Below are 12,434 nucleotides of genomic sequence, written 5' to 3' on the forward strand. Positions count from 1 at the left end.
TCTGCCGTTGTGCTCTATCGTTCCCAACGTCTCTCACACCGCCGCCGTTCGCGCACCGCGGCCACGCTCACTCCCATGACTCCCGTACCGGCGGCAGTTCCGCGATCTCGGCCAGATCCCGCGCGGTCAGCGTCAGCTCCGCCGCCCGCGCGTTCTCCACCGCCCACCGCTCCCGTTTCGTCCCCGGCAGTGGCACCACATGCCGCCCCCGGCTCAGTACCCACGCCAGCGCCACCTGCGCGGGGGTCGCGCCGTGCCGCGCCGCGATCCGCCGCAACCCCACCACCAGTGGCTGGTTCGCGGCCATCATCTCGGCCGTGAACCGCGGATGCCGCGCCCGCAGATCGTCCGGCTCGAAACCCTGCCCCGGCGTGAGCGTGCCGGTCAGAAAGCCATTGCCCAGCGGCATCGCCGCCAGGAACCCGATACCCCGCGCCTCGCACCACGGCAGCAGCCGCTCCAGCGCCTCCGTCGACCACACCGAGAGCTCCGCCTCCACCGCGCTCACCGGAAAGATCTGCTGCACCCGCTCCAGCTGGCGGATCGTCGACTCGTGCAGATGCGCCCCCGATCTGCGCCGGGACGCGCGCGCTCCCACCGCGCACAGCCCGAGCGCCCGCACCTTCCCCGCGGCCACCAGCTCGGCCATGGCGCCCCAGGTCTCCTCGACCGGTATCTCGGGATCGGCGCGGTGCAGCTGGTAGAGGTCGATCACATCGGTCTGGAGCCGCCGCAGCGACGCGTCACAGGCCCGCCGTACGTATCCGGGGCGGCCGTTGGCGACGATGTGCTGATCACCGACGAGCAGTCCGCACTTGGTCGAGACGAAGACATCCGCGCGCCGCTGCCCGAGCACCCGCCCCAGCAGCAGCTCATTGGTGAAGGGGCCGTACATGTCCGCCGTGTCGAGCAGGCTCGTACCGGCGTCGAGCGCCGCGTGCACCGTACGGAGTGAACGGTCGCCGTGCTGCTGCGAGCCGGTGTAGGCCCAGTGCATCGGCATGCACCCGAGGCCGATCGCGCCCACTTCGAGCGCCGCCGCACCGATTGTCCTGCGCTCCAACGCCGTACCCCTCCTTGTGCCGCCCACAAGCTAACCTCATCGCCCCGACACCCATCGCATAGCCTCCTGACCATGACTTCAGACGTATGGCTCCCCTTGCAGGCCGACGGGATCGAGGGACTTCCCGAGGGGCCGCGCTATCTCTTCTGGGACGGCGGCGAGGAGTACCCCGCCGACCCGGCCGACTGCGCCTTCTACGCCGTCCCGTACATGAAGGGACCCGAGATCGCGGTACGGCCGCTCGCCGCCATGACCTCCGTACGCGTCGTCCAGACCCTCTCGGCGGGCATAGACCATGTGACCCCCGGCCTCGGCTCGCTGCCCGCCGGCGTACGCCTGTGCAACGCCAAGGGTGTCCACGAGGCCAGCACCGCGGAACTCACCCTGGCCCTGATCCTCGCCTCCCTGCGCGGCATCCCCGGCTTCGTCACCGGCCAGCAGCGGGAGGAGTGGCGCTCCGGCTTCTACCCGGCGCTCGCCGACAAGTCCGTACTGATCGTCGGGTACGGCTCGATCGGCGCGGCCATCGAGGACCGGCTCGCGCCCTTCGAGTGCGCGCGGGTGGTGCGCGTCGCCCGCTCGGCCCGCACCACGGAGCGCGGCGCCGTCCACGCGTTCACCGATCTTCCCGAACTGCTCCCCGGCGCCGATGTGGTGATCCTCTCCACCCCGCTCACCGAGGGGACGAGAGGCCTGGCCGGGGCGGAGTTCCTGGCCCGGATGAAGGACGGCGCGCTGCTGGTCAATGTCGCGCGCGGCGCCGTCGTCTCCACCGACGCCCTGCTCGCCGAGACCGCGAGCGGACGGATCAGGGCCGCCCTGGACGTGACCGATCCGGAACCGCTGCCCGCCGGCCATCCCCTCTGGCACGCGCCCGGCGTCCTCATCAGCCCCCATGTCGGCGGCTCCACCTCGGCGTTCCTGCCGCGCGCCAAGCGGCTGCTGGCCGGCCAGCTCGCCCTGTTCGCCGCCGGGGACGAGCCGCGCAACATCGTCCTCACCACCGGCTGACCCCGGGCCGGAGAACCACTCGGCACCGCCGTACAACGGCATCCCGCGCCCCGGCGTCCGGCCGGGACCCGGCGCCGCAGCACCCCGCGGCAAGATCCGGAAGGCACTCCCTGGCCACTCTCCGCAGCCGTCCGGACACCCTCGTGGCCGACAACTCCCCTGGTCGTCACGGAGAGTAGAAGAACTATGTCCCTGAGTGACGAGACTGGTGTATCGTCCCGATCTGGGGGCTGCGGCGCGCCTGGGGCGGCGCAGCGGAGCGATCAGAATGCGAGGGGGGCGACGGGGCGATGTACGGCCAATGGACGAACGATCCGACGCGGCAGGGGCGCCGGCGACGGCCTCCGGACATCCCGGTCAACACGCGGGTTCCTTCGGCGGTGACCGCGACACCCCCCGGGGTTCTCCGGTGAGCGCCGAGGGCGTCCTCATCGGCAGGCGGGCGGTCTCCGGCAGCGGCTCGGGGCTGGTCGCGCAGCTCTTGCTCGCCCTGATCTGCGCGGGCTACGCGGCCGGCGCGGCGCTGGGCTGGGGCTCGCCCGAACTGGCCCTGTTCATGGGGGACTTCGGGCTGAGTCTGGCCGCCGCGATCGCCGCGGTCTCCTGCTTCTTCTACGCACGCGGCCGCGGCAGCCGCTTCCGGCCCGCCTGGCTGCTGTTCTCGTTCTCCTCCGCGATGGCCTCCGGAGGGAACGCCGTCTGGGGCTGGTACGAGGTCATCCTCGACGAGCCGGTGCCCAGCCCCTCACTCGCCGATCTCTTCTTCCTCTGCTTCGCGCCACCCGCCATCGTGGGGCTGCTCGTCCTCGCCAAGCGCCCCGTCAGCAGGGCCGGCTGGCTCTGTCTGGCGCTCGACTCCTGGCTGATCGGCGGCTCGCTGCTCACCCTCTCCTGGAGCCTCGCCCTCGCGCGCACGGCGCATTTCCAGGGCGAGAGCGTGACCCAGGCGGCGCTCTCCCTCGCCTATCCACTGCTCGACATCGTGCTGGTCAGCATGGTGCTCGCGCTGCACTTCCGACGGGCCACGGGCAGCCGCTCCGCCGTCAACACCGCGATCGCCGCACTCGCCCTGACGGTGCTGTGCGACGCCCTGTTCACCTCCCCGCTGCTGCGGGAGACCTATCGCTCGGGACAGCTGCTCGACGCGGGCTGGTTCGCCGGCTCGCTGCTCCTCGCGTACGCGCCCTGGGGCATGCGCCGTGTCCCCGAGAGCCCGCCGCCACGTCAGCCCCGTACCTCCAGCCGTCCGATCGCCGGCTCGCTCGCCGCGCTCACGCCGTATCTGGCCGCGGCCGTCTGCACGCTGGGCATCCTCTACAACGTGATCGAGGACCGCCGGGTCGACCGGGTGGTGGTCCTCACCGGCTGCACAGTCGTGCTCGCGCTGGTGGTACGGCAGGGCATCATGCTCGTCGACAACATCGCGCTCACCCATGAACTGGCCCAGAAGGAGAACCACTTCCGGTCCCTGGTGCAGGGCTCCAGCGATGTGATCATGATCGCCGCGCCCTCCGGCATACTCCGCTACGTCAGCCCCGCCGCCACGGGCGTGTACGGCCGGGAGGCGGAGGATCTCGTCGGCGCGGAACTGGCCTCGATCATCCACCCCGACGACCTCGGCAGGGTCGTCCACGAAGTACGGCGCTTCCTGGCCGCGCCCCCCTCCGAGGAACCCACGACCCGCATCGAGTGCCGCTTCAGATCAGGGACCGGCGACTGGCTCAATGTGGAGTCCACCGTCAACCGCCACCAGGGCGGGCTGATCTTCAACAGCCGGGACGTCACCGAACGGGTACGCCTCCAGGCGCAGCTCCAGCACAACGCCGAGCACGACCCGCTCACCGACCTGCCCAACCGCGCCCTGTTCACCGAGCGCGTACGACAAGCCCTCTCCGGCCGCCGTACGACCGATCCGGGCACGGCCGTGCTCTTCATCGACCTCGACGGCTTCAAGGGCGTCAACGACCGGCTGGGCCATCAGGTCGGGGACGAGCTGCTGATCCTCGCCGCCCACCGGCTCCAGGACTCCGTACGGGCCGGTGACACCGCGGCCAGACTCGGCGGCGACGAGTTCGCGGCCATCGTCCTCGGCGACGGGAACGACGACAGGACCGCCCGGGAGCACCAGGTCCACGAGATCGCCGACCGGCTGCGCCTCAGGCTCTCGCAGCCGTATCGGATCGACGGCAACGATGTCCGGGTCGCCGCCTCCATCGGCATCGCCTTCGCCGAACCGGGCATAACCCCCACCGAACTCATGCGCAACGCAGACCTCGCCATGTACCGCGCCAAGGCCGCGGGCAAGAACCGCGTCGAGCTGTACGCGCCCCAGATGCAGGCCGAGGTCGTCCGCAGGACCGAGCTGGCCACCCGGCTGCGCACCGCCCTGCACGACGGCGAATTCGCCCTGCTCCACCAGCCGGTGGTGCATCTCACCACCGGGCGGGTCTCCTCCGTCGCCGCCCAGGCACGCTGGCGCTCCGCCCAGGGCATCCTGTTCACCCCCGCGGAGTTCCTGCGCGTCGCCGACGACGGCGACCGCACCGCGGAGCTCGGCCGCTGGCTGCTCGAAGAGGCCGTCTCCCAGGCCGCGGAACGGGCGAGAACAGGCCATTCCGCGGCCGTCTCGGTACGGCTCCCGGCCCGCAGACTGCTCGACAAGTCCCTGCCGCCCGGCTCCATCGAGGCCCTGCTCACCCGCCATGGGCTGCCCTCGGGGGCCCTGATGATCGAGCTGTCCGACAGCGACCCGCGCGCCTCCATCGACGAGCTGGAGCACCGGCTCGTCGCGCTGCGCCGGATGGGGGTACGGATCGCCCTCGACGGCTTCGGCAGCGGCTACGCCGCGATCAGCTCCCTGCGCAGACTCCCGGTGGACGTACTGAAACTGGACCGCGGTCTGGTGGAGGGCGTCGTGGAGTCCGCGCGGCTGCACAAGATCACCGCGGGGCTGCTGCGGATCGCGGGCGATCTGGGCATGCAGTCCGTGGCCGACGGGGTCGACGTCCCCGAGCAGGTCCTCGCGCTGCGCGCCATGGGGTGCACCCACGGCCAGGGAATGGCCTTCTCCGGGCCGCTGGACGAGTACCGGCTGCGCCGCGCCCTGGTGGCCGGCGCGTACCCCCTGCCGGAGGGTGCGGCCCTGCCCGTGCTGACGGGCAGCGCGCTGCCCGGAAGCGCGCTGCCCGTCAGGCCTTCCCGGCAGTCCCCTGGCGACCGGATCCCACACCCTTCGATGCCCCTCGATCCGCTCAAATAGTGAGACTCCCGTCCCACCCGCTTGACAGCCATGGCGCGCCGGAGGGAGGGTCAGTGCCATGCGCACCCGAATTCTCGTACTTGGAAAGCGCGTCGGCTGAAGCAGAGCAGCGAACCGCTCCGCAGAACCACACCGACGCGCTCCCCTCGCTTGCCTCACGGCACGAGGGGTTTTTTGTTGCACCGGCACACCCCAAACCATCGCAAAAACCCTCAGCCTCTTCGAGAAGAGAATGCCGATGACCGAGCAGGCCACCGGGGCCCACCATCCGCAGCCGCGGGCCCGTAACGGCGGACCGTCCCCCGCCTCCGTTGAGCACGTCACGGGCGCGCAGTCCCTCGTCCGCTCGCTTGAGGAAGTGGGGGCCGACACGGTATTCGGCATCCCCGGCGGCGCCATCCTCCCCGCGTACGACCCGATGATGGACTCCACCCGGGTCCGCCACATCCTCGTCCGCCACGAGCAGGGCGCGGGCCACGCGGCCGAGGGCTACGCCCAGGCCACCGGCAAGGTGGGCGTCTGCATGGCCACCTCGGGCCCCGGCGCCACCAACCTGGTCACCCCGATCGCCGACGCGCACATGGACTCCGTGCCGATGGTCGCGATCACCGGCCAGGTGGCGAGCAAGGCCATCGGCACGGACGCCTTCCAGGAGGCGGACATCTGCGGCATCACCATGCCGATCACCAAGCACAACTTCCTCGTCACGAAGGCCGAGGACATCCCGCGCACCATCGCGGAGGCCTTCCACATCGCCTCCACCGGGCGCCCGGGGCCGGTCCTGGTGGACATCGCCAAGGACGCGCTCCAGGCCGAGACGACCTTCAGCTGGCCGCCCACCCAGGACCTGCCCGGCTACCGCCCGGTGACCAAGCCGCACGCCAAGCAGATCCGCGAGGCCGCCAAGCTGATCACACAGGCCAGGCGCCCGGTGCTGTACGTCGGCGGCGGTGTCCTCAAGGCCGGCGCCACCGCCGAGCTGAAGGTCCTCGCCGAGCTCACCGGCGCCCCCGTCACCACCACCTTGATGGCGCTGGGCGCGTTCCCCGACAGCCACCCGCTGCACGTGGGAATGCCGGGCATGCACGGATCGGTCACCGCCGTCACCGCGCTGCAGAAGGCCGACCTGATCGTCGCCCTCGGAGCCCGTTTCGACGACCGCGTCACCGGCAAGCTGGACAGCTTCGCGCCATACGCCAAGATCGTCCACGCCGATATCGACCCGGCCGAGATCGGCAAGAACCGCACCGCGGACGTGCCGATCGTCGGCGACGCGCGCGAGGTCCTGGCCGATCTGGTCCAGGCCGTCCAGTCCGAGCACACCGAGGGCCACATCGGCGACTACACCGCCTGGTGGCAGGACCTCAACCGCTGGCGCGAGACCTACCCCCTCGGCTACGACCAGCCCGGGGACGGCACCCTCTCGCCGCAGCAGGTCATCCAGCGCATCGGCCAACTCGCCCCCGAGGACACCATCTACGCGGCGGGCGTCGGCCAGCACCAGATGTGGGCCGCGCACTTCATCGAGTACGAGAAGCCCGCCACCTGGCTGAACTCCGGCGGCGCCGGGACCATGGGATACGCCGTGCCGGCCGCCATGGGCGCCAAGGCGGGGCAGCCGGACCGCACGGTCTGGGCCATCGACGGCGACGGCTGCTTCCAGATGACCAACCAGGAACTCACCACCTGCGCGCTCAACAACATCCCGATCAAGGTCGCGATCATCAACAACGGCGCGCTGGGCATGGTCCGCCAGTGGCAGACCCTCTTCTACAACCAGCGCTACTCCAACACCGTGCTGCACTCCGGCCAGGACACGGCCGAAGGGCCCAACGGCGGCACCCGCGTCCCGGACTTCGTCAAGCTCTCCGAGGCCATGGGCTGTGTCGCGATGCGCTGCGAGTCCCCGGACGAGCTGGACGCGGTGATCGCCAAGGCCAACGCCATCAACGACCGCCCCGTCGTGGTCGACTTCATCGTCCACGAGGACGCCCAGGTGTGGCCGATGGTCGCCGCGGGCACCTCGAACGACGAGGTCATGGCCGCTCTGGGCGTCCGCCCCGACTTCGGCGACGGCGCGGACGACTGAGCCGCGGAACGAGAGCACGAGAGACCGAGAGAAGAGACCGAGACATGACCAGGCACACGCTCTCCGTTCTGGTGGAGAACACCCCCGGCATCCTCGCCAGGATCGCCGCGCTGTTCTCCCGCCGCGGCTTCAACATCGACTCGCTCGCCGTCGGTGTCACCGAGCACCCCGACATCTCCCGCATCACCATCGTGGTCAATGTCGAGGAACTGCCCCTCGAACAGGTGACGAAGCAGCTCAACAAGCTGGTGAACGTCCTGAAGATCGTCGAACTTGAGCCCGGCGCCGCGATCCAGCGCGAGCTCGTCCTGGTGAAGGTCCGCGCCGACAACGAGACCCGCTCCCAGATCGTCGAGATCGTCCAGCTGTTCCGCGCCAAGACCGTGGACGTCTCGCCCGAGGCCGTCACGATCGAGGCCACCGGATCGAGCGACAAGCTCGACGCCATGCTGAAGATGCTGGAGCAGTACGGCATCAAGGAGCTGGTGCAGTCCGGCACGATCGCCATAGGACGTGGCGCGCGGTCCATCACGGACCGCAGCCTGCGGGCGCTCGACCGCAGCGCGTAGCCCGCCGGACCCCGTCCGTAACCCCGCCCCGTCATCCCCGGTCCGCTCGTATGGCGAGACCGGGACCCCCGCGTCGACCGTCCCGCCGTACGGTGGGACGCGAGCCGCGGCATTCACGAAGCCGCCTGCACCCCAAGCAGCGCACACCAAGGAGAAGACCCAGTGGCCGAGCTGTTCTACGACGACGACGCCGACCTGTCCATCATCCAGAACCGCAAGGTCGCGGTCATCGGTTACGGCAGCCAGGGCCACGCCCACGCGCTGTCGCTCCGTGACTCGGGTGTCGACGTCCGGGTCGGTCTGCACGAGGGCTCCAAGTCCAAGGCCAAGGCCGAGGAGCAGGGCCTGCGCGTGGTGACGCCCGCCGAGGCCGCCGCCGAGGCCGACGTCATCATGATCCTGGTGCCGGACCCGATCCAGGCCCAGGTCTACGAGGAGTCCATCAAGGACAACCTGAAGGACGGCGACGCGCTGTTCTTCGGCCACGGCCTCAACATCCGCTATGGCTTCATCAAGCCGCCGGCCAATGTCGATGTCGCGATGGTCGCCCCCAAGGGCCCCGGCCACCTGGTCCGCCGCCAGTACGAGGAGGGCCGCGGCGTGCCGTGCATCGCGGCCGTCGAGCAGGACTTCTCCGGTGGCGCCTTCGCGCTGGCCCTCTCGTACGCGAAGGGCATCGGCGGCACCCGCGCCGGCGTCATCAAGACGACCTTCACCGAGGAGACCGAGACCGACCTGTTCGGTGAGCAGGCCGTGCTCTGCGGTGGCACCGCCGCGCTGGTCAAGGCGGGCTTCGAGACGCTGACCGAGGCCGGCTACCAGCCGGAGATCGCGTACTTCGAGTGCCTCCACGAGCTGAAGCTGATCGTGGACCTGATGTACGAGGGCGGCCTGGAGAAGATGCGCTGGTCGGTCTCCGAGACCGCCGAGTGGGGCGACTACGTCAGCGGCCCGCGCGTCATCACCGACCAGACCAAGGTCGAGATGAAGAAGATCCTGGCCGAGATCCAGGACGGCACCTTCGCCAAGAACTGGATGGAGGAGTACCACGGCGGTCTGAAGAAGTACAACGAGTACAAGAAGGCCGACAGCGACAGCCTGCTCGCGACCACGGGCGCGGAGCTGCGCAAGCTCATGAGCTGGGTGGACGACGAGGACGCGTAACACCGCGCGCGGACGGCCCCGGCCAGGGATGAGCCGGGGCCGTCCGCACGGAACGCCGACGCGGGACCGCACGTACGGGTGATCCTTCCGCCGGGGCGGAAAACGGCCCGGTGACAGCACTAGACTGCACCACACATACGCGTCAGGCCCACAGCGTCGTGCGTCTTCCACGCGGCCAGAACCCTCCACCGCATGCGGCCGTCGGGACGGCCGTCCGCTATGGGACTTGTGAGGACTCACGTGAGCTCGAAACCTGTCGTACTCATCGCTGAAGAGCTTTCGCCCGCCACCGTCGACGCGCTCGGTCCGGACTTCGAGATCCGGCACTGCAACGGCGCCGACCGCGCGGAGCTGCTGCCCGCCATCGCCGACGTGGACGCGATCCTGGTCCGCTCCGCGACCAAGGTCGACGCGGAGGCCATCGCCGCCGCGGCCAAGCTGAGGGTGGTCGCCCGCGCCGGCGTCGGCCTCGACAACGTGGACGTCTCCGCCGCCACCAAGGCGGGCGTGATGGTCGTCAACGCGCCGACCTCGAACATCGTCACCGCCGCCGAGCTGGCCTGCGGTCTGCTGGTCGCCACCGCGCGCCATATCCCGCAGGCCAATACCGCCCTCAAGAACGGCGAGTGGAAGCGCTCCAAGTACACGGGCGTCGAGCTGAGCGAGAAGACGCTCGGAGTCGTCGGCCTCGGCCGTATCGGCGTGCTGGTCGCCCAGCGCATGTCCGCCTTCGGCATGAAGATCGTCGCGTACGACCCCTATGTGCAGGCCGCCCGCGCCGCGCAGATGGGCGTCAAGCTGCTGACGCTCGACGAGCTGCTCGAAGTGTCGGACTTCATCACCGTGCACCTGCCGAAGACCCCCGAGACGCTGGGGCTGATCGGCGACGAGGCGCTGCACAAGGTCAAGCCGACGGTACGGATCGTCAACGCCGCGCGTGGCGGGATCGTGGACGAGGAGGCGCTCGCCTCCGCGCTCAAGGAGGGCCGGGTGGCCGGCGCCGGTCTGGACGTGTACTCCAAGGAGCCCTGCACGGACTCCCCGCTGTTCCAGTTCGACCAGGTCGTCTGCACCCCGCACCTGGGCGCGTCCACCGACGAGGCGCAGGAGAAGGCGGGCATCGCGGTCGCCAGGTCCGTACGGCTCGCCCTCGCGGGCGAGTTGGTACCGGACGCGGTGAACGTCCAGGGCGGGGTCATCGCCGAGGACGTACGCCCGGGGCTGCCGCTCGCCGAGAAGCTCGGCCGGATCTTCACCGCGCTCGCGGGCGAGGTCGCGGTCCGGCTCGATGTCGAGGTGTACGGCGAGATCACCCAGCACGATGTGAAGGTGCTCGAACTCTCCGCGCTCAAGGGCGTGTTCGAGGATGTCGTCGCCGAGACCGTGTCGTATGTCAACGCCCCGCTGTTCGCCCAGGAGCGTGGTGTCGAGGTCAGGCTGACCACCTCCAGCGAGTCCCCGAACCACCGCAATGTGGTGACCGTGCGCGGCACGCTCTCCGGTGGCGAGGAGGTCTCGGTCTCCGGCACGCTGGCCGGGCCCAAGCACCTCCAGAAGATCGTCGCGATCGGCGAGTACGACGTGGAGCTGGCGCTGGCCGAGCACATGATCGTGCTCCGCTACGAGGACCGCCCGGGTGTGGTCGGCACGGTCGGCCGGATCCTCGGCGAGGCCGGGCTCAATATCGCGGGCATGCAGGTCTCGCGGGCGGAGGAGGGCGGCGAGGCGCTGGTCGTGCTCACCGTCGACGACAACGTACCGCCGACCGTGCTGGCGGAGATCTCGGAGGAGATCGGCGCGGCCTCCGCGCGCTCGGTGGATCTGACCGACTAGGTCCTGTCCGGCCGGACAGGACCTGGGTCCTGATCCGCGCGGAGCTGTGGGCGCCCCGGCCGGGCCGTCAGAGCCGGGTCGCCTTCAGGGCCATATGGAGCAGCAGCCGGTCCTCGCCGTCGTCCAGCTCCAGACCCGTCAGCTGCTCGATCCGGGAGAGCCGGTAGTAGAGCGTCTGACGGTGGATGCCAAGAGCCGAGGCCGTACGTCCCGCCTGGCCCGCATGGTCGAGGAACACCTCGGCGGTGTGGGCCAGTTCGGCGTGTACGGGGTCGAGCAGCGGCCGGATCACGGGGTCGGGCTCGGTCGGCAGCGCGGTCAGCAGCCGGTACGGGCCGATCGACGTCCACTGGGCCACTGGTCCGAAACGGGGCTGGGCGACCGAGGCACGGGCCGCCGACACCGCCTCGTGCCAGGCCGCGGGCAGCTCGGCCAGCCCGCGGCGCGGCGCGCAGGAACCGGCGGCGGCCCCCGGGCCCGCGTCCTCGCGCAGCCGCGCGACGGCCGTGAGGACGGGCGCGAGCGCGTCCGGTGAGCGGAGCCGTACGAGCAGGGCGAGCGTGTCCGCCTCGCCCGAGCCGTTCATCGAGACGTTCGCAGAGCCGGCCCGCAGGCCGCCGACCGGGCCCGTCGAGGAGCCGTTCAGACGCCCGGCCGCCGGGCCGTTCGCCCGGCCGCCCGTGGTCAACGCACCGTACGGCAGCGTGCAGAGCGCCGCCGTCCCCGGCACCGCCCGTACCCGTGGCTCCTCGCCGCGCCAGGGCGCCACGCAGAGCACCACATGCGATCCGCCCGCGCTCGGCCCCAGCGCCGCCCGGAGCGCCCCCAGCGCCATGTCCCGCTGCCAGCCGGGCTCCGCCGTCAGTACGGCGCGCAGCTCGCGGGCCAGATCCGCGCCCGCCCGTACCTCGTCCGCGAGCAGATCGCCGATCCGCGAGGTCACCTCCATGGCCGCCGCGAGCCGGGAGGCGCTCGGTCCCGGATCGGAGTCGTCGAGCAGCCAGACGTAACCGAGCACCGTGCCCCGGTGCCGTACCGGCAGACAGATCCGGCCCCGGAAGACCCCCGCGTCCGGGGCGGCGGGGATGCGGACCGGTTCCGTCGCGCGGGTGATGCCGAAGCCCTCGAACCAGGCGCGGACCGCCGGGGTGGACCTCCTCGTCAGGATCGAGCGCGTCCTGACCGGGTCCATGGCCGTGTCGTCCTCGCTGTCGTGCGCGCCGAAGGCGATCAGTCCGAAGTCGCGGTTCTCCAGCGTCGCGGGGACACCGAGCAGCGCCGAGATCTCGTCGACCAGCTCCTGATAATCGTCCTTCACTCGGACATTCTCCCACTGCTTTCAGACAGATGTCTGAGATACCGGCCACGGATGCGTGACAGGTGTCGATGGCAGAGGATCGGCCTGATCTTTAGGTTTCACAGTGGTTCTCCTTGCCGTACTGGACC

General features: G+C 70.5%; 8 protein-coding genes. 6 read left to right on the forward strand and 2 right to left on the reverse strand.

Annotation, left to right across the window (positions count from 1 at the left end):
• Positions 1-67: 67 nt before the first annotated feature.
• Positions 68-1,063 (reverse strand): aldo/keto reductase, encoded by a 996-nt coding sequence (locus AB0M67_RS17295; protein WP_365746222.1) that lies wholly within the window; start codon positions 1,061-1,063, stop codon positions 68-70.
• Between the two features lie 72 nt (positions 1,064-1,135).
• Between AB0M67_RS17295 and AB0M67_RS17300 the strand changes: the two genes are divergently transcribed.
• The 6 genes from AB0M67_RS17300 to serA all read left to right on the forward strand — a co-directional run bounded on the left by AB0M67_RS17300 (position 1,136) and on the right by serA (position 10,988).
• On the forward strand, positions 1,136-2,074 hold the full coding sequence (locus tag AB0M67_RS17300; protein ID WP_365746223.1) for a 2-hydroxyacid dehydrogenase: 939 nt from the start codon (positions 1,136-1,138) through the stop codon (positions 2,072-2,074).
• A gap of 409 nt (positions 2,075-2,483) precedes the next feature.
• Positions 2,484-5,333: an EAL domain-containing protein gene (locus AB0M67_RS17305; RefSeq protein WP_365746400.1), complete on the forward strand. Its 2,850-nt coding sequence runs from the start codon at positions 2,484-2,486 to the stop codon at positions 5,331-5,333.
• Between the two features lie 238 nt (positions 5,334-5,571).
• Complete coding sequence (locus AB0M67_RS17310; RefSeq protein WP_365746224.1) at positions 5,572-7,422, forward strand: acetolactate synthase large subunit; 1,851 nt, start codon at positions 5,572-5,574, stop codon at positions 7,420-7,422.
• Positions 7,423-7,466: 44 nt separating this feature from the next.
• A complete protein-coding gene (gene ilvN, locus AB0M67_RS17315) occupies positions 7,467-7,991 on the forward strand; it encodes an acetolactate synthase small subunit (RefSeq protein ID WP_030351817.1) in 525 nt (174 codons plus the stop codon).
• Positions 7,992-8,153: 162 nt separating this feature from the next.
• Entirely contained in the window at positions 8,154-9,155 is a 1,002-nt protein-coding gene (gene ilvC, locus AB0M67_RS17320) for a ketol-acid reductoisomerase (protein ID WP_365746225.1), read from the forward strand.
• Between the two features lie 240 nt (positions 9,156-9,395).
• The gene (serA, locus tag AB0M67_RS17325; RefSeq protein ID WP_365746226.1) at positions 9,396-10,988 is read left to right on the forward strand and encodes a phosphoglycerate dehydrogenase; all 1,593 of its coding nucleotides are present in this window, start codon (positions 9,396-9,398) and stop codon (positions 10,986-10,988) included.
• A 67-nt stretch (positions 10,989-11,055) separates the two neighbouring features.
• Here the strand turns inward: serA and AB0M67_RS17330 are convergent, their stop codons facing one another.
• Positions 11,056-12,306 (reverse strand): helix-turn-helix domain-containing protein, encoded by a 1,251-nt coding sequence (locus AB0M67_RS17330; protein ID WP_365746227.1) that lies wholly within the window; start codon positions 12,304-12,306, stop codon positions 11,056-11,058.
• Between the last annotated feature and the right edge of the window lie 128 nt (positions 12,307-12,434).

Origin of the sequence: Streptomyces sp. NPDC051662, from assembly GCF_040681655.1 — a bacterium.
In the GTDB taxonomy this organism is placed as follows: Bacteria; Actinomycetota; Actinomycetes; order Streptomycetales; family Streptomycetaceae; genus Streptomyces.

Coding starts and splice junctions, on each gene's coding strand:
- AB0M67_RS17310 (WP_365746224.1), top strand. CDS start 5,572: ATGACCGAGCAGGCCACCGGGGCCCACCATCCGCAGCCGCGGGCCCGT.
- ilvN (WP_030351817.1), top strand. CDS start 7,467: ATGACCAGGCACACGCTCTCCGTTCTGGTGGAGAACACCCCCGGCATC.
- AB0M67_RS17300 (WP_365746223.1), top strand. CDS start 1,136: ATGACTTCAGACGTATGGCTCCCCTTGCAGGCCGACGGGATCGAGGGA.